Source organism: Kitasatospora sp. Ki12, assembly GCF_054601375.1.
The window spans coordinates 2489544-2512118 of sequence record NZ_BAAIHT010000002.1 but is presented as its reverse complement, the minus strand read 5'-3'; the positions used below and the strand labels follow the sequence as shown (position 1 = coordinate 2512118).

The 22575-nt window shown below is 71.8% G+C and carries 21 protein-coding genes; 19 read left to right on the top strand and 2 right to left on the bottom strand.

Going from position 1 to position 22575, the window contains the following annotated elements; all coding sequences use genetic code 11:
- Positions 1 to 62 precede the first annotated feature (62 nt).
- The 16 genes from pgsA to ACYP53_RS28560 all read left to right on the top strand — a co-directional run bounded on the left by pgsA (position 63) and on the right by ACYP53_RS28560 (position 16069).
- Complete coding sequence (gene pgsA / locus ACYP53_RS28635) at positions 63 to 710, top strand: phosphatidylinositol phosphate synthase (protein ID WP_459649539.1); 648 nt, start codon at positions 63 to 65, stop codon at positions 708 to 710.
- A 16-nt stretch (positions 711 to 726) separates the two neighbouring features.
- A complete protein-coding gene (locus ACYP53_RS28630; RefSeq protein ID WP_229928644.1) occupies positions 727 to 1689 on the top strand; it encodes a phosphatidylinositol mannoside acyltransferase in 963 nt (320 codons plus the stop codon).
- A gap of 90 nt (positions 1690 to 1779) precedes the next feature.
- Entirely contained in the window at positions 1780 to 2964 is a 1185-nt protein-coding gene (locus tag ACYP53_RS28625; RefSeq protein ID WP_459649538.1) for a glycosyltransferase family 4 protein, read from the top strand.
- A gap of 102 nt (positions 2965 to 3066) precedes the next feature.
- Positions 3067 to 3435, top strand: a complete 369-nt coding sequence (locus ACYP53_RS28620) for a 5-carboxymethyl-2-hydroxymuconate Delta-isomerase (protein ID WP_459649537.1) — start codon at positions 3067 to 3069, stop codon at positions 3433 to 3435.
- Positions 3436 to 3523: 88 nt separating this feature from the next.
- Positions 3524 to 4024, top strand: coding sequence for a hypothetical protein (locus tag ACYP53_RS28615; RefSeq protein ID WP_189917272.1), 501 nt, complete (start codon positions 3524 to 3526; stop codon positions 4022 to 4024).
- Positions 4025 to 4152: 128 nt separating this feature from the next.
- Positions 4153 to 5064: a pyridoxal 5'-phosphate synthase lyase subunit PdxS gene (gene pdxS, locus ACYP53_RS28610; protein ID WP_189916612.1), complete on the top strand. Its 912-nt coding sequence runs from the start codon at positions 4153 to 4155 to the stop codon at positions 5062 to 5064.
- Positions 5065 to 5167: 103 nt separating this feature from the next.
- On the top strand, positions 5168 to 5791 hold the full coding sequence (gene pdxT, locus ACYP53_RS28605) for a pyridoxal 5'-phosphate synthase glutaminase subunit PdxT (RefSeq protein ID WP_189916614.1): 624 nt from the start codon (positions 5168 to 5170) through the stop codon (positions 5789 to 5791).
- A gap of 110 nt (positions 5792 to 5901) precedes the next feature.
- On the top strand, positions 5902 to 6660 hold the full coding sequence (locus ACYP53_RS28600) for a YebC/PmpR family DNA-binding transcriptional regulator (RefSeq protein ID WP_189916616.1): 759 nt from the start codon (positions 5902 to 5904) through the stop codon (positions 6658 to 6660).
- A 145-nt stretch (positions 6661 to 6805) separates the two neighbouring features.
- A complete protein-coding gene (ruvC, locus tag ACYP53_RS28595) occupies positions 6806 to 7396 on the top strand; it encodes a crossover junction endodeoxyribonuclease RuvC (RefSeq protein ID WP_459649844.1) in 591 nt (196 codons plus the stop codon).
- A complete protein-coding gene (gene ruvA, locus ACYP53_RS28590; protein WP_459649536.1) occupies positions 7393 to 8004 on the top strand; it encodes a Holliday junction branch migration protein RuvA in 612 nt (203 codons plus the stop codon). The genes ruvC and ruvA overlap by 4 nt, the downstream gene beginning before the upstream one ends.
- 55 nt (positions 8005 to 8059) lie before the next feature.
- The gene (gene ruvB, locus ACYP53_RS28585) at positions 8060 to 9130 is read left to right on the top strand and encodes a Holliday junction branch migration DNA helicase RuvB (RefSeq protein ID WP_189916621.1); all 1071 of its coding nucleotides are present in this window, start codon (positions 8060 to 8062) and stop codon (positions 9128 to 9130) included.
- Positions 9131 to 9390: 260 nt separating this feature from the next.
- Positions 9391 to 9798, top strand: coding sequence for a preprotein translocase subunit YajC (gene yajC / locus ACYP53_RS28580; protein ID WP_189916623.1), 408 nt, complete (start codon positions 9391 to 9393; stop codon positions 9796 to 9798).
- 149 nt (positions 9799 to 9947) lie between these two features.
- Positions 9948 to 11789 (top strand): protein translocase subunit SecD, encoded by a 1842-nt coding sequence (gene secD / locus ACYP53_RS28575; RefSeq protein ID WP_459649535.1) that lies wholly within the window; start codon positions 9948 to 9950, stop codon positions 11787 to 11789.
- A 4-nt stretch (positions 11790 to 11793) separates the two neighbouring features.
- A complete protein-coding gene (gene secF, locus ACYP53_RS28570) occupies positions 11794 to 12885 on the top strand; it encodes a protein translocase subunit SecF (RefSeq protein WP_459649534.1) in 1092 nt (363 codons plus the stop codon).
- A 27-nt stretch (positions 12886 to 12912) separates the two neighbouring features.
- Complete coding sequence (locus ACYP53_RS28565) at positions 12913 to 13464, top strand: adenine phosphoribosyltransferase (RefSeq protein WP_097238690.1); 552 nt, start codon at positions 12913 to 12915, stop codon at positions 13462 to 13464.
- A 169-nt stretch (positions 13465 to 13633) separates the two neighbouring features.
- On the top strand, positions 13634 to 16069 hold the full coding sequence (locus ACYP53_RS28560; RefSeq protein WP_189916627.1) for a RelA/SpoT family protein: 2436 nt from the start codon (positions 13634 to 13636) through the stop codon (positions 16067 to 16069).
- 83 nt (positions 16070 to 16152) lie between these two features.
- Here ACYP53_RS28560 and ACYP53_RS28555 read toward each other — a convergent pair whose 3' ends face one another.
- Together ACYP53_RS28555 and ACYP53_RS28550 are read right to left on the bottom strand one after the other, a co-directional pair.
- The gene (locus tag ACYP53_RS28555) at positions 16153 to 17382 is read right to left on the bottom strand and encodes a DUF349 domain-containing protein (RefSeq protein WP_459649533.1); all 1230 of its coding nucleotides are present in this window, start codon (positions 17380 to 17382) and stop codon (positions 16153 to 16155) included.
- 264 nt (positions 17383 to 17646) lie between these two features.
- Complete coding sequence (locus tag ACYP53_RS28550) at positions 17647 to 18492, bottom strand: peptidylprolyl isomerase (RefSeq protein WP_189916631.1); 846 nt, start codon at positions 18490 to 18492, stop codon at positions 17647 to 17649.
- A 233-nt stretch (positions 18493 to 18725) separates the two neighbouring features.
- On the opposite strand from ACYP53_RS28550, the gene ACYP53_RS28545 reads away from it, so the two are divergent.
- From ACYP53_RS28545 to aspS, 3 genes are read left to right on the top strand one after another with little or no spacing between them, the layout of a single operon-like run.
- The gene (locus ACYP53_RS28545; protein ID WP_189916633.1) at positions 18726 to 19433 is read left to right on the top strand and encodes an MBL fold metallo-hydrolase; all 708 of its coding nucleotides are present in this window, start codon (positions 18726 to 18728) and stop codon (positions 19431 to 19433) included.
- An 11-nt stretch (positions 19434 to 19444) separates the two neighbouring features.
- On the top strand, positions 19445 to 20707 hold the full coding sequence (gene hisS / locus ACYP53_RS28540) for a histidine--tRNA ligase (RefSeq protein ID WP_459649532.1): 1263 nt from the start codon (positions 19445 to 19447) through the stop codon (positions 20705 to 20707).
- Positions 20704 to 22494, top strand: a complete 1791-nt coding sequence (aspS, locus tag ACYP53_RS28535; RefSeq protein ID WP_459649531.1) for an aspartate--tRNA ligase — start codon at positions 20704 to 20706, stop codon at positions 22492 to 22494. Before hisS ends, aspS begins: the two co-directional genes overlap by 4 nt.
- Positions 22495 to 22575: the final 81 nt, after the last annotated feature.

The following is a 22575-nucleotide window of genomic DNA, read 5'->3' as shown; positions in this document are numbered from 1 at the left end:
GCCGTCTGCCGCGTGTGTTGCGCCAGGCGGGTATCTGGAAGATCGGGGCGGCTGGGAAGGCCATGCTCAACAAATACGCGCGTGCCTTCTTCACACGTGTTCTGACCCCGTTCGCCGCGTTCCTGATCCGGCTGGGCGTGAGCCCGGACGCCGTGACGCTGGTCGGTACCGCCGGTTCGGTGGCCGGTGCGCTGGTGTTCTTCCCGCGTGGGGAGTTCTTCTGGGGCACCATCACGATCACGCTGTTCATCTTCTCGGACCTGGTGGACGGGAACATGGCGCGGCAGCTGGGCCGGAGCAGCAAGTGGGGGGCCTTCCTGGACTCCACGCTGGACCGGGTCGCGGACGCGGCGATCTTCGGCGGCCTGGCCATGTGGTACGCGGGCAAGGGCGACAACGACCTGCTGTGCGCGGTGTCGATCTTCTGCCTGGCGAGCGGCCTGGTGGTGTCGTACACCAAGGCGCGGGCGGAGAGCCAGGGCCTGCCGTGTGACGTGTCGGGGCTGGTGGAGCGGGCCGAGCGGCTGGTGGCCAGCCTGGTGGCGGCCGGTGTCGCGGGTCTGCACACGTTCGGTGTGCCGTACGTGGAGTGGCTGCTGCCGGTGGCGCTGTGGCTGGTGGCGGTGGGCAGCCTGGTGACGGTGTTCCAGCGGATGCTGACCGTGCGCCGCGAGGCGTTCGAGGCCGACCGAGTGGCGGCCGGGAGCTGATGGGGGGCGTCCTGCGGTGACGGACCGACTGGTGTACTGGGCGTACGCACTGGGCTGGGGGCTGTTGAAGCACCTGCCGGAGCGGGTGGCCCGGGGCCTGTTCGACCGGCTGGCGGACTACGCGTGGCGCAAGCGCGGCAAGCGGGTGCTGCAGCTGGAGGCGAACCTGCGCCGGATCCGTCCGGGCTTGGACGAGGCCGGGCTGCGGTCGCTGTCGCGGGCCGGGATGCGGTCGTACCTGCGGTACTGGATGGAGTCGTTCCGGCTGCCGGTGTGGAGCCGGGAGCGGGTGGCCCGGGACGTGCGGGTGGACGGCTTCGAGCACCTGCGGGGGGCGCTGGAGTCCGGTCGGGGCGCGGTGATAGCGCTGCCGCACATGGGCAACTGGGACCTGGCCGGTACCTGGGTGGCGCAGCAGGGCTACCCGTTCACCACGGTCGCGGAGCGGTTGAAGCCGGAGCGGCTGTTCGACCGGTTCGTGGCGTTCCGGGAGGGCCAGGGCATGGAGGTCCTGGCGCTGACCGGTGGTTCGGTGAACGTGATCGGCACGCTGGCGCGGCGGCTGCGCGAGGGCCGGCTGGTCTGCCTGGTGGGGGACCGGGACCTGTCGGAGGCGGGCATCGAGGTGACCTTCTTCGGTGAGGCGACCCGGATGCCGGCCGGTCCGGCGGCGCTCTGCCAGCGGACCGGGGCGGCGCTGCTGCCGGTGACGCTCTGGTACGAGGGACCGGTGCTGCGGGCGCTGATCCACCCCGAGGTGACGGTGCCCGAGGAGGGCGACCGCAAGGAGCGGACCCGGGCGATGACCCAGGCGATGGCCGGGGTGTGGGAGCGGGGGATCCGCGAGTACCCGCAGGACTGGCACATGCTGCAGAAGTTCTGGCTGGCCGACCTTCCGGCCCGTGAGACGGTGGAGGAGCCCGCCGCGGTGCGCGCGGAGGCGGCGCCGGAGCCCGCGGCCGAGGCTTCCGGGTCCTGAGTCCGACCTGTCCTGAGCGCGTGCCGAGCCCCGTGCTGAGCCCGACCCGTCCTGAGCCCGTACGACCGTCCGAAGGAGCTTGAGGTATCCGTGAAGATCGGCATCGTCTGCCCGTACGACTGGGACGTCCCCGGTGGGGTGCAGTTCCACATCCGGGATCTGGCCGAGCACCTGATCGGCCTGGGGCACCAGGTGTCGGTGCTGGCGCCGGCCGAGGACGACGAGGCGCTGCCGCCGTACGTGGTCTCGGCCGGGCGGGCGGTGGCGGTGCCGTACAACGGGTCGGTGGCCCGGCTGAGCTTCGGCATCCTGTCGGCGGCGCGGGTGCGGCGGTGGCTGCACGACGGGCGCTTCGACATCCTGCACGTGCACGAGCCGGCCTCGCCGAGCCTGTCGATGCTGGCGGCCTGGTCGGCGACCGGGCCGATGGTGGGGACGTTCCACACCTCCAACCCGCGGTCGCGGGCGATGATCGCGGCCTCGCCGATCCTGCAGCCGGGCCTGGAGAAGATGCGGGCCCGGATCGCGGTCTCGGAGTACGCCCGGCGCACCCTGGTGGAGCACCTGGGCGGGGACGCGGTGGTGATCCCCAACGGCGTGGACGTGGGCTTCTTCGCGGAGGCCGAGGCGGACGAGCGGTGGACGGGCCACGCGGCGAAGGGCGAGCCGGGCACGATCGGCTTCATCGGCCGGATCAACGAGCCGCGCAAGGGCCTGCCGACGCTGCTGGCGGCGCTGCCGAGGATCCTGGCGGAGCGGCCGGGGGTGCGGCTGCTGGTGGCGGGCAAGGGCGACGAGGAGGAGGCCGTCGCGGGCCTCGCGCCGGAGGTGCGCCGGCAGGTGGAGTTCCTCGGCATGGTGAGCGACGCGGAGAAGGCCCGGCTGCTGCGCAGCGTGGACCTGTACGTGGCGCCGAACACCGGTGGCGAGAGCTTCGGGATCATCCTGGTCGAGGCGATGTCGGCGGGCGCCCCGGTGCTGGCGAGCGATCTGGACGCGTTCAAGCAGGTGCTGGACGGTGGGGACGCCGGCGAGCTGTTCCGGGTGGAGGACGCGGACGCGCTGGCCCGTACGGCGCTGCGGCTGCTGGGTGATCCGGCGCGGCTGGAGGAGCTGCGGAAGGCGGCTTCGCGGCACGTGCGGCGGTTCGACTGGTCGACGGTGGGCGCGGACATCCTGGCGGTGTACGAGACGGTGACGGCCGGGGCCGCGGCGGTGGTCGAGGAGGACGTGCGCAGCGGGCGGCGCGGCAGGTTCGGGCTGGCCCGGGACTGATCCGGTGGCCGCCGGCCGGTCGCGGCGGGGTCGGCCTCGGCCCGGCTGTAGGTGGGGTTAGGGTCGGGCGCGACCGTACCGCCTGACCGCATGGGGGAACCGATGCCGCAGATCTCCGTGGACTACTCGGCCGGCCTGGCCGGCACCTTCGACCGCCGGGCGCTGGGCCTGGCGATCAACCGGCTCGCCGAGGAGACGATCGACGCGAAGCCGGAGTCCTGCAAGACGGTGTTCCGGTCGAGCGAGGAGCTGGTGGTCGGGACCAGCGGGATGAGCGGGGACGTCCAGGTGTTCGTGGAGTTCCAGATCTTCCCGGGGCGCTCGCCGGAGGCGAAGGCCGCGCTGGCCGAGGGCGTGCTGAAGCTGGTGGCCCAGTACGTGCGGCCGCGGCCCGGTGCCCGGCTGTTCAGCGCGGTGGACATCGCGGACATCGACCGGGACTGCTACCGCAACGCGGTGGTGCTGGGCTGACGCCGGTCGGGGCGGCCGGTGACACCCGGTAACGTAGCGGCCCGTGACTACCTGGATCTGGGCCGGCGTGGCCGTGGTGCTCTTCGGCATGTACCTGAGTTGGACGGCCGGCCGGCTGGACCGGCTGCACGCCCGGATCGACGCCGCGCGGGCGGCGCTCGACGCGCAGCTGGTCCGCCGGGCGTCGGTGGCGATCGAGCTCGCGACGTCCTCGCTGCTGGATCCGGCGGCCTCGCTGCTGCTGCTGGACGCGGCGCACGCGGCCCGGCAGGCCGAGGACGAGCACCGCGAGGTGGCGGAGAGCCAGCTGAGCCTGGCGCTGCGGGCGGTGCTGGAGGAGCCGGAGCAGGTGGCGGCGCTGGTGGCCGAGCCGGGCGGCGAGGAGGCGGTTCGTGAGCTGACGGCCGCGGTGCGCCGGGTGCCGATGGCCCGCCGGTTCCACAACGACGCGGTGCGGGCGGCGCGGGCGGTGCGCGAGCACCGGCTGGTGCGGTACTTCCGGCTGGCGGGGAAGGCGCCGTTCCCGATGGCCTTCGAGATGGACGACGCTCCGCCGCCCGCTCTCACGCCCGAGGGGGCGCCTGCTTAGGGTGGCCACGGATACGGCCCGTTTGTCGTGTCCCGTCGTCCTGGCTGGACTCGGTGGCGCATGGATGGGCCACCTGTTCCGCCTACCATAGGGCGATAGCACTGGTTCATCTTCGAGTGAGGTCTCACGTGTCCACCACCCCCACCACCGCAGACCAGCCGCAGATCGGCACCGCCCGGGTCAAGCGGGGCATGGCCGAGCAGCTCAAGGGCGGTGTGATCATGGACGTGGTCAACGCCGAGCAGGCCAAGATCGCCGAGGACGCCGGCGCGGTGGCCGTCATGGCGCTCGAGCGGGTTCCGGCCGACATCCGCAAGGACGGCGGCGTGGCCCGTATGTCCGACCCCAACATGATCGAGGAGATCATCGAGGCGGTCTCCATCCCGGTGATGGCCAAGTCCCGCATCGGCCACTTCGTCGAGGCCCAGGTCCTGCAGTCGCTCGGTGTCGACTACATCGACGAGTCCGAGGTGCTGACCCCGGCCGACGAGGTGAACCACTCGGACAAGTTCGCCTTCACCACCCCCTTCGTGTGCGGCGCCACCAACCTGGGCGAGGCGCTGCGCCGCATCGCCGAGGGCGCGGCCATGATCCGCTCGAAGGGCGAGGCCGGCACCGGCAACGTCGTCGAGGCCGTCCGCCACCTGCGCCAGATCAAGAACGAGATCGGCCAGCTGCGCGCCCTGGACAACAACGAGCTGTACGCCGCCGCCAAGGAGCTGCGCGCCCCGTACGAGCTGGTCAAGGAGGTCGCCGAGCTCGGCAAGCTGCCGGTCGTGCTGTTCTCCGCCGGTGGCGTGGCCACCCCGGCCGACGCCGCGCTGATGCGCCAGCTGGGCGCCGAGGGCGTCTTCGTCGGCTCCGGCATCTTCAAGTCGGGCGACCCGGCCAAGCGCGCCGCCGCCATCGTGAAGGCCACCACCTTCTTCGACGACCCGAAGGTCATCGCGGACGCCTCCCGCAACCTGGGCGAGGCCATGGTCGGCATCAACTGCGACACCCTGCCGGAGACCGAGCGCTACGCCAAGCGCGGCTGGTAGTCGCCCCGCAGGTTCCGAGGGCACGGGCCCGCCGCAGCGTTCCGGCGCTGCGGCGGGCCGCGCCACGTAGTCCCGTAGTAACGATCGATTGAGGTTGAAGACCGTGAGCACTCCAGTCATCGGCGTCCTCGCCCTGCAGGGCGACGTCCGCGAGCACCTGGTGGCGCTGGCCGAGGCCGACGCGCTCGCCCGTCCGGTGCGCCGGGCGGAGGAACTGGCCGAGGTCGACGCGCTGGTGATCCCCGGCGGGGAGTCCACCACCATGTCCAAGCTGGCGCTGCTGTTCGGCGTGATGGACCCGGTGCGCGAGCGGGTCGCCGCCGGCATGCCGGTCTACGGCACCTGCGCGGGCATGATCATGCTGGCCGACAAGATCCTGGACGGCCGCGAGGACCAGGAGACCGTCGGCGGCATCGACATGACGGTGCGCCGCAACGCCTTCGGCCGCCAGAACGAGTCCTTCGAGTCCGGGATCGCTTTCGCGGGCCTGGACGACGCGCCGGTGCACGGCGTCTTCATCCGCGCCCCCTGGGTCGAGGCGGTCGGCGCGGGCGTCGAGGTGCTGGCCGAGCTGCCCGCCGCGGACGGTCCGGACAGCCGGATCGTGGCCGTGCGCCAGGGCAACCTGCTGGCCACCTCCTTCCACCCGGAACTGACCGGCGACCACCGGGTGCACGCGTACTTCGTGCGGATGGTCGAGGAGCACCTCGCGGCGGCCGCGCGCTGACCCGCACCGGGCGCGCCATCACCGCGTGCTGACCGTGTGCGCCTCACCGGTGACGACACCGGTAAGATCTCATCTGTTCATTTCCCTTTGGCGACGTAAAGGAGCTGGCGATGTCCGGCCACTCTAAGTGGGCTACCACCAAGCACAAGAAGGCCGTGATCGACGCCAAGCGCGGCAAGCTCTTCGCCAAGATGATCAAGAACATCGAGGTGGCGGCGCGCACCGGCGGTCCCGACCCGGCGGGCAACCCGACCCTGTACGACGCCATCCAGAAGGCGAAGAAGAGCTCGGTCCCGATCGACAACATCAACCGCGCCGTCAAGCGCGGTGGCGGCCTGGAGGCCGGCGGCGCCGACTACCAGACCATCATGTACGAGGGCTACGGCCCGAACGGCGTCGCCGTCCTGATCGAGTGCCTCACCGACAACCGCAACCGCGCGGCCTCCGACGTGCGCGTCGCGATGACCCGCAACGGCGGCTCGATGGCCGACCCGGGCTCGGTGTCGTACCTGTTCGCCCGCAAGGGCGTCGTCATCGTCCCCAAGGCCGACGGCGTGGACGAGGACAAGCTCTTCGAGGTCGTCCTGGACCAGGAGCCCGAGGAGATCAACGACCTCGGCGACACGTTCGAGATCGTCTCCGAGGCCTCCAAGATGGTCGCCGTGCGCACCGCGCTGGTGGACGCCGGTGTCGACTACGACTCGGCCGAGGCCAACTTCCTCCCGAGCATGCAGGTCGAGCTGGACGTCGACGGCGCCCGCAAGATCCTCAAGCTGATCGACGCCCTCGAGGACAGCGACGACGTGCAGAACGTCTTCGCCAACTTCGACATCTCCGACGAGGTCGGTGCGCAGCTCGACGCCGAGTAACGGCACGAGTGGTCGTTCTCACTGCCCGGCCCGGTGGTCCCAGGACCGCCGGGCCGGTGTCGTCGGCCGGGTTGTCGGACCCGGGCGGTAGCCTGCGGAAGTTCACCCGCCACAGCCGGCGGGTCACGGGAGGCGGGGCGAAGTGGTGCGGGTACTGGGTGTGGACCCGGGGCTGACCAGGTGCGGGGTCGGCGTGGTCGAGGGCGCGCCGGGCCGGCCCCTGCGGATGGTCGGGGTCGGGGTGGTGCGCACGCCCGCCGACGCCGAGATCGGTCAGCGGCTGGTCCAGGTCGAGCAGGGCATCGAGGCCTGGCTGGACGAGCACCGGCCCGACCTGGTCGCCGTCGAGCGGGTTTTCGCCCAGCACAACGTGCGCACCGTGATGGGGACGGCCCAGGCCAGCGCGGTGGCGATGCTCTGCGCGACGCGGCGCGGCATCCCGGTCACCCTGCACACCCCCAGCGAGGTCAAGGCGGCCGTCACCGGCTCCGGCCGGGCCGACAAGGCGCAGGTCACGGCCATGGTGCAGCGGCTGCTGCGGCTGGACGCGCCGCCCAAGCCGGCGGACGCCGCGGACGCGCTGGCGCTCGCGATCTGCCACATCTGGCGCGGCGGGGCGACCAACCGCCTGGAGGCCGCCGTCCTGGCGGCCCGCGCCACGTCCGGGTCCGCCACGTCCGGGTCCGCTCCCCGTTCCACCCCCCGATCCACCCCCGTGAGAGGAACAGTCCGGTGATCGCCTTCGTGCAAGGGCCCGTGGCGGCCATCGCCGCCGGTACGGCGGTGGTCGAGGTCGGCGGGATCGGGATGGCCGTGCAGTGCACCCCGAACACCCTGGCCGGTCTGCGGCTGGGCGAGCCGGCCCGGCTGGCGACCTCGCTGGTGGTCCGGGAGGACTCGCTGACGCTCTTCGGTTTCGCGGACGACGACGAGCGCGCCGTCTTCGAGATCCTCCAGGCCGCGCCGGGCGTCGGCCCCAAGCTGGCGCAGGCGATCCTCGGCGTGCACAGCCCGGACGCGCTGCGGGCCGCGATCGCGGGCGGCGACGAGAAGGCGCTGGTCGCGGTCCCCGGCATCGGCAAGGCGAAGGCCGCCAAGCTGCTGCTGGAGTACAAGGACAAGCTGGGCGCCCCGCACGGCGCGGTGCCGGCGCAGAAGCCGATCGCGAGCGGCCCGGCGCCGTGGAGCGAGCAGCTGCACTCCGCGCTGACCGGCCTGGGCTACGCCCCGCGCGAGGCGGACGAGGCGGTCGCGGCCGTCGCCCCGGAGGCGGAGGCCCAGCAGGCGCCGGACGTCGGCGCCCTGCTCCGGCTCGCGCTGCGCGGTCTCAACCGCGCCCGCTGACGCCATCTGACGATCTGTCCGTTTGTCGACTCTGAGGACTCGGGAGCCCGCAACGATGTACGACTCGGAACCCGCCGACCGGCTGGTGACGGCCGCCGCCGACGGTGAGGACCAGGCGGTGGAGGCGGCGCTGCGCCCCAAGCTGCTGGACGAGTTCATCGGCCAGGAGCGGGTGCGCGAGCAGCTGTCCCTGGTGCTCCAGGCCGCCCGCAAGCGCGGCAGCGCGCCGGACCACGTGCTGCTGAGCGGTCCGCCCGGGCTGGGCAAGACCACCCTGTCCATGATCATCGCGGCCGAGCTGGGCGCCCCGATCCGGATCACCTCCGGCCCGGCCATCCAGCACGCGGGCGACCTCGCGGCGATCCTCTCCTCGCTGACCGAGGGGGAGGTGCTCTTCCTCGACGAGATCCACCGGATGTCCCGGCCCGCCGAGGAGATGCTCTACATGGCGATGGAGGACTTCCGGGTCGACGTGATCGTCGGCAAGGGGCCGGGCGCCACCGCCATCCCGCTGGAGCTGCCGCCCTTCACCCTCGTCGGCGCCACCACCCGGGCCGGCCTGCTGCCGCCGCCGCTGCGCGACCGCTTCGGCTTCACCGGCCACATGGAGTTCTACGCCCCGGCCGAGCTGCAGCGGGTGGTCCACCGCTCGGCCGCGCTGCTGGACGTGGAGATAGACCCGGCCGGTGCCGCCGAGATCGCCGGGCGTTCGCGCGGCACCCCGCGGATCGCCAACCGGCTGCTGCGGCGGGTCCGCGACTACGCGCAGGTCCGGCACGACGGCCTGGTCGACGCCGAGATCGCGGCCCAGGCGCTGGCCGTCTACGAGGTGGACGCCCGCGGCCTGGACCGGCTGGACCGCGCGGTGCTGGACGCGCTGCTGCGGCTGTTCGGCGGCGGGCCGGTCGGTTTGTCGACACTGGCCGTCGCGGTGGGCGAGGAGTCCGAGACGGTCGAGGAGGTGGCCGAGCCCTTCCTGGTCCGCGAGGGACTGCTCGCCCGGACCCCGCGCGGCCGGATCGCCACCGCCGCGGCCTGGCAGCACCTCGGCCTGACCCCGCCGGTCCAGACCGCCCGGGGCACTGTTCCGCCCCAGCCGGAGCTGTTCCCGGCCGACGAAGGTTGACCGCCATCGGCTGAACGGGTGAGACGGGGCCGTACGTTCCCGCCCGGTGCGGTCGGCGCACGGCATGGGGGAGCCGGGAAAGGAGCCCGGGGAAACTGTGCAGGCGGAGGGTCGCCACTTTCGGCGGCAGGATGCGATGCTTGGCGTTGTCCGATCAGTTCGGGGTTGCATAGACTCCGCCGGACCGCCCCTCTCACCTGACGGGCCGACCCATACCACACAGGCCGCCGGCCGGCGGCCCGTAAAGGACCCTGGCTGCAGTGAACCTCATCATCCTTCTCCTCCCGATCATCGCGATCGTGCTCATGTTCCGGTCGCAGAAGAAGCGCCAGCAGCAGCAGCAGAGCATGCAGACCTCGCTGGAGCCCGGGGCGGGAGTGCGCACCATCGGCGGTCTGTATGCCCAGGTGAAGGCGGTCAATGACGAGACCGTCGAGCTGGAGATCGCGCCCGGCGTGGTCACCCACTTCACCAAGAGCGCGATCGCGGCCGTCCTGGACCCCCAGGAGTACGACGCGATCATCAACGGTCGCCCCGCCGACGACGAGCTCCCCGAGCCGGAGGCCGAGGACGCCGACGCCGAGCCGGTCGAGGACAAGCCGCTGACGCTCACCAAGGACAGCGCCGCGAAGGGCGACGTCGAGGGCGGGGCTCCCGCGAGCAAGTAGTACGGACGGGCAACCCGCCCGGCCGCGCGGCAACAGTTGCCGCGAGCCCACAGGACCTCAGGGCCGCAGCACCGCCGGACCCCTGTCCCGCCACGAGCCGGACGGGGGTCCGGTCGGGGAAGTGGCATGGACAGGGAGAAACGAGCAAGGTGGCAACACCCAAGTCGCGCCCGCGCGACGGCTACCCAGGGCGGGCGCTGGCCCTCATCCTGGTCGTCACCGTCGGACTGGTCGCCCTCATGTTCGGGACGGGCAACACCAAGCCCCGGCTCGGGATCGACCTCGCCGGTGGCACCAGCATCACGCTGACCGCGAAGTCGACCGACCCCAAGGCGATCAACAAGTCCAACATGGACATCGCCACCGGGATCATCGAGCGCCGCGTCAACGGCATGGGTGTCTCCGAGGCGGAGGTCCAGACCCAGGGCGACAACACGATCATCGTGAACATCCCCAAGGGCGGCGACCGGCAGAACGCGGCGGACCAGGTCGGTACCACCGCCCAGCTGTTCTTCCGCCCGGTCCTGGCCGTGGCCCCCAGCGGCGTCACCGCCCCGGCTCCCACCGGCACCCCGTCCGCGGGCGCCACCGGCACCCCGTCGGCGACCCCGCCGGCCGGTGCCACTCCGTCGGCCACCGCCGGCGCCTCCGCGCCCGGCTCGCCGTCCGCGTCCGCGAGCGCCACCAAGCAGGGCCGCACCGTCGGTGAGGCGCTGGCCGCCGAGGGCACCAGCCCGTCGCCCGCCGCCACCGGCGCGAGCACGGCCCCGTCCGCCGCCGCCACCGGCAGCGCCGCCCCGGCCGCCACCGGCGCCCCGAGCGCCCCGGCGACCCCGCCGTCCGCCGCCGACCTCAGCGCCGCGATGACCCAGGGCACCGTCCCGCCGGAGCTGGCCGCCGCGTTCGCCGCGGTCGACTGCTCCAAGCCCGAGGTCCGCGCCGCCCAGACCGGTCCCGAGGACAAGGCCGTCATCGCCTGCTCCCAGAAGCCCGAGAACGGCTACTACGAGAAGCTGGCGCTCGGCCCGGTGGCCGTGAAGGGCAAGGACGTCTCCAAGGCCCAGCCCAGCCTCGACACCCAGACCGGCGCCGGCTGGCAGGTCCAGCTGCAGTTCAACGGCACCGGCACCGACGCCTTCGCCAAGGTCACCGGCCAGCTGGCCACCCAGGCCCCGCCGACCAACCAGTTCGCCATCGTGCTGGACAACCAGGTCGTCTCGCACCCGCAGGTCAACGGCTCGATCCCGGGCGGCAGCGCGGTCATCACCGGTCGCTTCACCCAGACCGAGGCGCAGGACCTGTCCAACGTGCTGGGCTACGGCGCCCTGCCGCTGGAGTTCGCCAAGAGCGACATCACCACCGTCTCCCCGGCGCTCGGCAGCGACCAGCTCAAGGCCGGCCTGGTCGCCGGCCTGATCGGCATGGTGCTGGTCGTCGCCTACTCGCTGATCTACTACCGCGGCCTCGGCCTGGTCTCGATCGCCGGTCTGATCGTCTCGGCGATCATGACCTACTCGATCATGAGCCTGCTCGGCGGCGGGATCGGCTTCGCGCTGAACCTGCCCGCGGTCTGCGGCGCGATCGTCGCGATCGGCATCACCGCGGACTCCTTCATCGTGTACTTCGAGCGCATCCGCGACGAGGTCCGCGAGGGCGCCCCGCTGCGCCCGGCGGTCCAGCGGGCCTGGCCGCGCGCCCGGCGCACCATCCTGGTCTCGGACTTCGTGTCCTTCCTCTGTGCCGCCGTGCTCTACGTGGTCTCGGTCGGCAAGGTCCAGGGCTTCGCGTTCACCCTGGGTCTGACCACGGCGCTCGACGTCGTGGTGATCTTCCTCTTCACCAAGCCGCTGATCACGCTGCTGGCCCGCCGGAAGTTCTTCCTCAACGGCCACCCGTGGTCCGGCCTGGACCCGAAGCGGCTGGGCGCCCGCCCGCCGCTGCGCAGCAGCCGTCGTCGTAACCCCTCCTCTGCCGCCGTGAAGGAGGCCTGACACCGTGTCGCGCTTCTCCAACCTGGGACACCGGCTCTACCAGGGCGAGGTCAGCTTCGACTTCGTCGGCCGCCGCAAGCTCTGGTACTCCATCTCCGGCGTGATCGTGCTGGTCGCGGCGATCGGCCTGGCCATGGGCCTGCACCTGGGCATCGAGTTCAAGGGCGGCTCGGTCTACACCGTGGCCAAGCCCGGCCTGACCGTCTCGCAGGCGCAGGAGAAGGCCGACCAGGTCGTCTCCTCGCACCCGCTGGTGCAGTCCACCGACAACGGCAAGATCCGCATCCAGGTCAGCACCGAGGAGCCGAAGAGCTCGGACGAGGTGCGCTCGCAGCTCGCCGAGAAGATCGGCGTTCCGCTGGACACCGTCGAGGCCCAGGTGATCGGCCCCAGCTGGGGCAAGCAGATCTCCAGCAAGGCCCTCACGGGTCTGATCATCTTCATGATCCTGGTGACGGTCTACCTGGCGATCGCCTTCGAGTGGCGGATGGCGGTGGCCGCCCTGGTCGCCCTCATCCACGACCTCCTGATCACCATCGGGGTCTACGCCCTGGTGGGCTTCGAGGTCACCCCCGGTACGGTGATCGGCTTCCTGACGATCCTCGGGTACTCGCTCTACGACACGGTCGTCGTCTTCGACACCGTGAAGGAGAACACCAAGGGGCTCACCAAGCAGAACAAGCTCACCTACAGCGAGGCGGCCAACGCGGGCCTCAACCAGACCCTGGTGCGCTCGCTCAACACCACCGTGGTGGCGCTGCTGCCGGTCGCCGCGCTGCTGTTCATCGGTGGCGGCATCCTGGGCGCCGGCACCCTGAACGACATCTCGCTCGCGCTCTTCATCGGCCTCGCGGCCGGTGCCTACTCCTCGATCTGCGTCGCCACCCCGCTGCTGGCGCAGCTCAAGGAGGAGCAGCCGGAGATGAAGGCGCTGCGCAAGCGGGTCCTGCAGCACCGGGCCGCCGCCGCCGACAAGGTCGAGGACGCGGTCGCCGGTGACGAGCTCGCGGACGAGGGCCAGCCCGCGGGTATGGTCGGTCAGCGTGGCCGTGCGGCCGGCACCCGTGCCAAGGGCCGTCCGTCCACCAAGCGCTGACCCGTACCACGACCCCGAGGACTCACCGTGACCACCGCCGACATCGCCCTGGCCGAGCTGCTGAACAGCCGGATCCGGGACGTTCCGGACTACCCGAAGCCGGGCGTGCTGTTCAAGGACATCGCGCCGCTGCTCGCCGACGCCGAGGCTTTCGGCGCCCTGACCCGGGCGCTGGCGGACCGGGCGAAGGAGCTCGGGGCGACCAAGGTGGTGGGCCTGGAGGCGCGCGGCTTCGTGCTGGCGGCTCCGGCGGCCTTCGCGGCCGGGCTCGGCTTCGTGCCGATCCGCAAGCAGGGCAAGCTGCCCGGCGAGGTGTTCCGCCGCTCGTACGAGCTGGAGTACGGCTCGGCGACGCTGGAGGTGCAGTGCGACGCCTTCGCGCCCGGTGAGCGGGTGCTGGTGGTGGACGACGTGCTGGCCACCGGCGGGACGATCGGGGCCTCGCTGGACCTGGTCAAGGAGGCCGGCGCCGAGCTGGCGGGCGTCGTGGTGCTGATGGAGCTGGGCTTCCTGGACGGCCGTGAGCGGCTGGCCGGGCACCTGGCCGGCGCTCCGCTGGAGACGCTGGTCACGGTCTGAGGCACCTGAGTGGAGGGCGGCGGTCGGAGCATCCGACCGCCGCCCTTCCGTTTGCGGCCCGGCCGGATGAACGCCGGGGCGCCGGGCTCGGTACCATGAAGATTCATCCCCTCCCGGTCGGGTCCTCCCGTTCGGACCGCGGCAGGGGCCGGCCCGGTGCCCCGAGGAGTTGTCCTTGCCCGACGAGGTTGTGCCCACGGCCGCAGCGGCCGCCCCCGAAGACCGTCCCGCGCCCTCGGGGGCCACCCCGGCACGTCCGGCGCCGACCTCCTCGCGTTCGCTCGCCCCGTCCGGCCGGGGCTCCACCGGTGGCATGCGCGCCCGCCTGGCCCGCCTCGGCGGCCAGCGCTCCAGCGTGCTCAACCCCGTCCTGGAGCCGCTGTTCCGCTCGATCCGGGCGAACGACCCCAAGGCCGACCCGGCGCTGCTGCGCGACATCGAGAAGGCGTACGCGGTCGCCGAGAAGTGGCACCGGGGGCAGAAGCGCAAGAGCGGCGACCCGTACATCACCCACCCGCTGGCCGTCGCGACGATCCTCGCCGAGCTCGGCATGGACGCCCCGACGCTGATGGCCGGGCTGCTGCACGACACCGTCGAGGACACCGACTACGGCCTGGAGACCCTGCGCAAGGACTTCGGCGACTCGGTGGCCCTGCTGGTGGACGGCGTCACCAAGCTGGACCGGGTCAAGTTCGGCGAGGCCGCGCAGGCCGAGACCGTCCGCAAGATGGTCGTCGCGATGGCCAAGGACCCGCGGGTCCTGGTGATCAAGCTGGCCGACCGCCTGCACAACATGCGCACGATGCGCTACCTCAAGCGGGAGAAGCAGGAGAAGAAGGCCCGCGAGACGCTGGAGATCTACGCCCCGCTGGCGCACCGGCTGGGCATGAACACCATCAAGTGGGAGCTGGAGGACCTCGCCTTCGCGATCCTCTACCCCAAGATGTACGACGAGATCGTCCGGCTGGTCGCCGAGCGCGCCCCCAAGCGGGACGAGTACCTGGCGACCGTCATCGACCAGGTCCAGACGGACCTGCGCGGCGCCCGGATCACCGCCTCCGTCACCGGCCGGCCGAAGCACTACTACTCGGTCTACCAGAAGATGATCGTCCGGGGCCGGGACTTCGCCGAGATCTACGACCTGGTGGGCATCCGGGTCCTGGTCGACACCGTCCGCGACTGCTACGCGGCGCTGGGCACCATCCACGCGCGGTGGAACCCGGTGCCGGGGCGGTTCAAGGACTACATCGCGATGCCCAAGTTCAACATGTACCAGTCGCTGCACACGACGGTGATCGGCCCCGGCGGCAAGCCCGTCGAGCTCCAGATCCGCACCTTCGACATGCACCGGCGGGCCGAGTACGGCATCGCCGCGCACTGGAAGTACAAGCAGCGCGCGGTGGCCGGGGCGTCCAAGGTCCGCACCGACACCCCGACCCAGACCCGCAAGGACGACAAGGCCGGCGCCGTCAACGAGATGGCCTGGCTGCGGCAGCTGCTGGACTGGCAGAAGGAGACCGCCGACCCGGGCGAGTTCCTGGAGTCGCTCCGCTTCGACCTGGCCAGCAACGAGGTCTTCGTCTTCACCCCCAAGGGTGACGTGATAGCCCTGCCGGCCGGCGCGACCCCGGTCGACTTCGCCTTCGCGGTGCACACCGAGGTCGGCTACCGGACGATAGGCGCCCGGGTGAACGGGCGGCTGGTGCCGCTGGAGTCGACCCTGGAGAACGGCGACGCCGTCGAGGTGTTCACCTCCAAGGCGGAGAACGCCGGTCCGTCCCGGGACTGGCTGGGCTTCGTCAAGTCGCCGCGCGCCCGCAACAAGATCCGCGCCTGGTTCTCCAAGGAGCGCCGCGAGGAGGCGATCGAGCACGGCAAGGAGGCGATCGTCCGGGCGATGCGCAAGCAGGGCCTGCCGATCCAGCGGATCCTGACCGGCGACTCGCTGGTCACCCTGGCCCACGAGATGCGCTACCCCGACATCTCCTCGCTCTACGCCGCGATCGGCGAGGGCCACGTCGCCGCGCAGAACATCGTGCAGAAGCTGGTCCAGGCGCTCGGCGGCGAGGAGGGCGCGACCGAGGACCTGGCGGAGACCGCCACCCCGACGCACGACAACCGCCGTGCGGTGCGCCGCCGGGCCAAGGGCGACCCGGGCGTGATCGTCAAGGGCGTCGAGGACGTCTGGGTCAAGCTCTCCCGCTGCTGCACCCCGGTGCCGGGCGACCCGATCGTCGGCTTCGTGACCCGCGGCAACGGCGTCTCGGTGCACCGCGCCGACTGCGTCAACGTGGAGGCGCTGAGCCAGCAGCCGGAACGCATGATCGACGTCGAGTGGGCGGCCACCCAGTCCTCGGTCTTCCTGGTGGCCATCCAGGTCGAGGCGCTGGACCGCTCCCGGCTGCTCTCCGACGTCACCCGGGTGCTCTCCGACCAGCACGTCAACATCCTGTCGGCGGCGGTGCAGACCTCCCGCGACCGGGTGGCGATGAGCCGGTTCACCTTCGAGATGGGCGACCCGAAGCACCTCGGCCACGTGCTCAAGGCGGTGCGCGGCGTCGAGGGCGTGTACGACGTCTACCGCGTCACCTCCGCGCGGAAGTGACGACGGTCTGACGGCGCGTCCGTACGGCGAAGGCCCCCGGGGAGCTCCCCGGGGGCCTTCGCCGTACGGACGGTTCGGCGGGATCAGCCGCTGAACTCCTCCTGGCTCTTGTGCGCCTGCTCCAGCAGGGTCTGCACGCCGGCCAGCTCGGACTCGAGCTTGGCCGTCCGGGAGGCGTTGCCGGCCGCGCGGGCCTTGTCCAGGTCGGCCTGGATCTTGTCGGCCTTGGCCTGGAAGAGCCCGACCATGCCGGCCGCGCGGGCCTTGGCCTCGGGGTTGGAGCGCTTCCACTCGCTCTCCTCGGCCTCGCGGATGGCCCGCTCGACCGTGTTCAGCCGGCCGTCCAGCTTCGGACGGACCTCGCGCGGCACGTGCCCGATCGCCTCCCAGCGCTCGTTGACCTCGCGCAGCGCGGCCTTGGCGACCTTCAGGTCGGTGATCGGCAGGATCGCCTCGGCCTCGGCGGCCAGCGCCTCCTTGAGCTTCTGGTTCTCCACCTGCTCGGCGTCGCGCTCGCTGAACACCGCGGAGCGGGCCTGGAAGAAGACGTCCTGCGCGCCGCGGAACCGCGCCCACAGCTCGTCCTCGATGTCCCGCTGGGCGCGGCCGGCGCCCTTCCACCGCGCCATCAGGTCGCGGTAGGCGGCCGCGGTGGTGCCCCAGTCCGTGGACGAGGACAGCGTCTCGGCCTCGGCGACCAGCGCCTCCTTGGTCTGCCGGGCCTTGTCGCGCTCGGCGTCCAGGGTGGCGAAGTGCGCCTTGCGGTGCTTGGAGAAGACCGAGCGGGCGTGCGAGAAGCGGTGCCACAGCTCGTCGTCGCTCTTGCGGTCCAGGCGGGGCAGGCCCTTCCAGGTGTCCACCAGGGCGCGCAGCCGGTCCCCGGCCTCCCGCCACTGGGTGGACTCGGCGAGCTGCTCGGCCTCGGTGACCAGGGCCTCCTTGGCCGCGCGGGCCTCGTCCTGCGCCTTGGCGCGGGCGGCCTTGCGCTCCTCGCGCCGGCTCTCGATCTCGCCGGCGAGCGTGTCCAGCCGCTTGGCCAGGGCCTCCAGGTCACCGACCGCGTGCCCCTCGACCACCTGCGCGCGCAGGTGCTCCAGCGCGGTCTGGGCGTCCTTGGCGGCCAGGTCGGTGGTGCGCACCCGCTTCTCCAGCAGGCCGATCTCCACCTCGATGCCCTGGTACTTGCGCTCGAAGTAGGCGAGGGCCTCCTCGGGCGAGCCGGCCTGCCAGGAACCCACGACGCGTTCGCCGTCGGCCGTCCTGACGTAGACCGTGCCCTGCTCGTCCACACGGCCCCACGGGTCGCTGCTCATAGCGCGTCCTCCACATGACGTCGCGCCCACGCCGGGGCGGCGCGCGACCGTCGTCCACAGTTGATGTGCGGCGGACCGATGAGTCCGCCGTCCCCGTCCGCCCTGCCCTGCTGCCGAGGGTGACGGCTGGGCGGGTCCGGGCACCCTATACAACGCCAACATAGGCGACCAGGCCCGGTGCTGTCCGCATCCGGGCCGGGCGATTTCGGCCCGGGGCCGGGCGAGCGCGCCGCGCGGGACGGCTGCCGACGGCCCCGGGATCGGTCAACCCTTCGACACCGTAACGGAGTTGAAGGTCACGTCGGCCATCGGGTGGCCGTCCGGGGAGCCCTCCAGGGTGCCGGCCGCGGCGATCTTCTGCACCACGTCCAGGCCGCCGGTGATCTTGCCGAAGGGGGTGTACTTCGGCGGCAGCTTGGTGTCCTTGTAGACCAGGAAGAACTGGCTGCCGTTCGTGCCGGGGCCGGAGTTGGCCATCGCCACGGTGCCCGCCGGGTAGGTCGCGCCGTCCAGGTTCTCGTCCGCGAACTTGTAGCCCGGGTCGCCGGTGCCGCCCGGGACGGTCGCGCTGGCGGTCGGGTCACCGCACTGCAGCACGAAGATGCCGTCGGTGGTGAGGCGGTGGCACTTGGTGTGGTCGAAGTACTGCTCGCCGGCCAGGAAGGAGAACGAGTTCACCGTGTGCGGGGCCTTGGCCGCGTCCAGCGCGATCGTCACCTTGCCGCAGTTGGTGTCCAGCGCCATCGTGTACGCCGAGCCCGGCTCGATCGACATGGCCGGCTCGGCCTGCCACTTCTTGCCGTTGGGGGCGCCCGGCGCCGGAGCGGCGCAGCCCTCGACCGGCTTGCGGGTCGGGGTCGTCGGCTCGGCGGCCTTGGTCGGCGCGGCCTGCGGGCTGTTCGCCGCGGACGCGCTCTTGTCCTTGTCGTCCGAGCTGAACGCGCCGGTGGCGATCAGGGTGCCACCGCCGGCCAGGACCACCACGGCCAGCGCGGCGCCCAGGATCGTGGTGCGACGCTTACGGGCGGCCTCGGCCTCGGCCCGGCGCTCCATCTGGCGATCGTACTTCTCGCGGGCGAGCTGCCGCCGCCGCTGTTCGCTGCTGACCACCGGCCGTGTCTCCTACGGATGTGCGGGGAAAGTGGAGGGGATTCCGGAGCGGATCATCGCATCCCTCGGCGGCCAAGTGTAGGGACCGGGCCCGTAAGGACGCGGTGAACCTGTCAGACGGCCGCGTCCGGGCGCCGATCTGGTTCGCAACCGGAGGCGCACCGCCGGTAGGCTGCCCTTACACCACTTGACTTCCATCCTCGTCGCCACCGACCGCATCACGAAGGACGCGCGTGTTCATCGCCGGATTCCCCGCTGGAGCCTGGGGCACCAACTGCTACCTGGTCGCTCCGGCGGCGGGCGAGGAGTGCGTCATCGTCGACCCCGGCCACCAGGCCGCCCGCGGCGTCGAGGAACTGGTCCGCGAGCACCGGCTCAAGCCCGTCGCCGTGCTGCTCACCCACGGCCACATCGACCACGTGGCCTCGGTGGTCCCGGTCTGCGGCGCCCGCGGCGTCCCGGCCTGGATCCACCCCGAGGACCGGTACATGATGGCCGACCCGGAGAAGGCGCTCGGCCGCTCCCTGGGCACCCAGCTGATGGGCGAGCTCACCGTCGGCGAGCCCGACGACGTGCGCGAACTCACCGACGGCAGCGTGCTGGAGCTGGCCGGCCTGCGACTGACCGTGGACCACGCCCCGGGCCATACCGGGGGGTCGGTGACCTTCCGGACGCCCGGTGCCGAGGACCTCCCCCCGGTGCTGTTCTCGGGCGACCTGCTGTTCGCCGGCTCCATCGGGCGTACCGACCTCCCGGGCGGGGACAGCGAGGCGATCATGACGTCGCTGGCCCGGGTGTGCCTGCCCCTCGACGACTCCACCGTGGTCCTCTCCGGCCACGGCGGTCAGACCACCATCGGCCGCGAGCGCGCCACCAACCCCTACCTCCGACAGGCAGCGGGTGCGGTCGGCGCCCCGGACTTCCCTCGACGAGGAATGTGACGGAAGAGAAGTTGAACACCTTCACCGCCCCCAAGGGCACCTACGACCTGCTGCCCCCCAGCTCCGCGACGTTCCTGGCGATCCGCGAGCGCATCGCCGCGCCCGCCCGCCGGGCCGGCTACGGCTACATCGAGACCCCGGTCTTCGAGGACGTGAAGCTGTTCTCCCGCGGTGTCGGCGAGTCCACCGACATCGTCAGCAAGGAGATGTACACCCTCACCACCAAGGGTGGCGACGAGCTCGCGCTGCGCCCGGAGGGCACCGCCTCGGTGCTGCGGGCCGCGCTCCAGGCGAACCTGCACAAGCAGGGCAACCTGCCGGTCAAGCTCTGGTACTCCGGCTCGTACTACCGCTACGAGCGCGCCCAGAAGGGCCGCTACCGCCAGTTCTCCCAGGTCGGCGCCGAGGCGATCGGCGCCGAGGACCCGGCGCTGGACGCCGATCTGATCATCCTGGCCGACGACGCCTTCCGCGGGCTCGGCCTGCGGAACTACTCGCTGCTGCTCAACAGCCTCGGCGACAAGCAGTGCCGCCCGGTGTACCGCGCGGCGCTGATCGACTTCCTCTCCGGCCTCGACCTGGATGAGGAGACCCGCCGCCGCGCCGAGATCAACCCGCTGCGGGTGCTGGACGACAAGCGCGAGTCGGTGCAGGCCCAGCTCGCCGACGCCCCGATGCTCCGCGACTACCTGTGCGAGGAGTGCAAGGCGTACGACGAGAAGGTCCGCGAGCTGCTCACCGCCAACGGCGTCGCCTTCGTCGACGACCCGAAGCTGGTCCGCGGCCTGGACTACTACACCCGCACCACCTTCGAGTTCGTGCACAACGGCCTCGGCGCGCAGTCCGCGATCGGCGGCGGCGGCCGCTACGACGGCCTGTCCGAGATGATCGGCGGCCCGGCGCTGCCCTCCGTCGGCTGGGCGCTCGGCGTGGACCGCACCTACCTGGCCCTGGAGGCCGAGGGCGTCGCCCTCGACCTGCCGGCCGCCACCTCCGTGTACGCCGTCGCGCTCGGCGAGGAGGCCAAGAACACCCTGTTCGCCAAGGTGGTCGAGCTGCGCCGGGCCGGCGTCGCCACCGACCTCGCCTTCGGCGTCAAGAGCATCAAGAACGCCATGAAGTCCGCCGACCGGTCCGGCGCCCGCTTCGCCCTGATCGCCGGGGACCGGGACCTCGCCGAGGGCGTCGTCCAGCTCAAGGACATGAGCACCGGCGAGCAGAACCCCGTCGCCCTCGACGCACTCGTCACCACCCTGAAGGAGAAGCAGCTGTGATCCGCACGCACGACGCGGGCACGCTCCGCCCGGAGCACGCAGACACCACCGTCACCCTGGCCGGCTGGGTCGCCCGCCGCCGCGACCACGGCGGCGTGGCCTTCATCGACCTGCGCGACGCCTCCGGCACCGTGCAGATCGTGGTCCGCGACCTCGACTCGGTGCACGGCCTGCGCGCCGAGTACTGCGTCAAGGTCGTCGGCGACGTCCGCGTCCGCCCCGAGGGCAACGAGAACCCGGACATCCCGACCGGTGCCGTCGAGGTCGTGGTCAGCGCGATCGAGGTGCTCTCCGAGGCCGCCCCGCTGCCCTTCCCGGTCGCCGAGTACGAGCCCGGCACGGTCAACGAGGAGGTCCGGCTGCGCTACCGCTACCTGGACCTGCGCCGTGAGGGCCCGGCCAAGGGCCTGCGCCTGCGCTCCAAGGTCAACAACATCATCCGCCGGGTGATGGAGGAGAACGACTACCTCGACATCGAGACGCCGTACCTCACCCGCTCCACCCCCGAGGGCGCCCGCGACTTCCTCGTCCCGGTCCGCCTGCAGCCCGGCCACTGGTACGCGCTGCCGCAGTCGCCCCAGCTGTTCAAGCAGCTGCTGATGGTGGCCGGCATGGAGCGCTACTACCAGATCGCCCGCTGCTTCCGCGACGAGGACTTCCGCGCCGACCGGCAGCCGGAGTTCACCCAGCTGGACATCGAGGCCTCCTTCGTCGACCAGGAGGACATCCTGGCCCTCGGCGAGAAGATCGTCGGCTCGATCTGGCGCGACGTGCACGGCTACGAGATCCCGAACCCGCTGCCCCGGATGACCTACGCGGACGCCATGGGCCGCTACGGCTCCGACAAGCCGGACGTCCGCTTCGGCCAGGAACTCACCGACCTCACCGAGTACTTCAAGGGCACCGAGTTCCGCGTCTTCCAGGCCCCGTACGTCGGCGCGGTGGTCATGCCCGGCGGTGCCTCGCAGCCGCGCAAGCAGCTGGACGCCTGGCAGGACTGGGCCAAGGCGCGCGGCGCCAAGGGCCTCGCCTACGTGCTCATCGACGCCGAGACGGGCGAGCTGCGCGGCCCGGTCGCCAAGAACCTCTCCGCCGAGCACCTGGCCGGCCTGGCCGCCGCCGCCGGCGCCAAGAACGGCGACGCGGTCTTCTTCGCGGCCGGCAAGGAGCGCGCCTCGCAGGAGCTGCTCGGCGCCGCCCGTCTGGAGATCGGCAAGCGCTGCGAGCTGATCGACGAGTCCCAGTGGGCCTTCCTCTGGGTCGTCGACTTCCCGATGTTCGAGCCGATCGAGGACGACAAGGGCCAGTTCCAGGGCTGGCACGCGGTGCACCACCCGTTCACCGCCCCGACCGCGGAGTCGCTGGACACCTTCGACACCGACCCCGGCTCGGCGCTGTCCAACGCGTACGACCTGGTCCTCAACGGCTCGGAGCTGGGCGGCGGTTCGATCCGTATCCACCAGCGCGACGTGCAGAAGCGGGCGTTCGACGCGATCGGCCTCTCCGAGGAGGAGGCGGCCTCGCAGTTCGGCTTCCTGCTGGACGCCTTCAACTACGGCCCGCCGCCGCACGGTGGCGTCGCCTTCGGCCTGGACCGGATCGTCACCCTGCTCGGCGGGTACGACACCATCCGCGACGTCATCGCCTTCCCGAAGACGTCCACCGGTGGCGACCCGCTGACCGGTGCGCCGACCCCGATCACCCCGGCGCAGCGCCGCGAGGCCGGTGTGGACGCCCAGCCCAAGGTCCGTGAGGACGCCAAGACCGAGGCTCAGCCCAAGTCCTGACGAAGCGTCACATCCGCTAACCTGCAACGGCCCCGGACGGTCCACCCACCGTCCGGGGCCGGTCCACAACGGTGTGCGACA

Coding starts and splice junctions, on each gene's coding strand:
- pgsA (WP_459649539.1), top strand. CDS start 63: ATGCTCAACAAATACGCGCGTGCCTTCTTCACACGTGTTCTGACCCCG.
- ACYP53_RS28620 (WP_459649537.1), top strand. CDS start 3,067: ATGCCGCAGATCTCCGTGGACTACTCGGCCGGCCTGGCCGGCACCTTC.
- ACYP53_RS28600 (WP_189916616.1), top strand. CDS start 5,902: ATGTCCGGCCACTCTAAGTGGGCTACCACCAAGCACAAGAAGGCCGTG.
- ACYP53_RS28615 (WP_189917272.1), top strand. CDS start 3,524: ATGTACCTGAGTTGGACGGCCGGCCGGCTGGACCGGCTGCACGCCCGG.
- ACYP53_RS28555 (WP_459649533.1), bottom strand. CDS start 17,382: ATGAGCAGCGACCCGTGGGGCCGTGTGGACGAGCAGGGCACGGTCTAC.
- ruvB (WP_189916621.1), top strand. CDS start 8,060: ATGTACGACTCGGAACCCGCCGACCGGCTGGTGACGGCCGCCGCCGAC.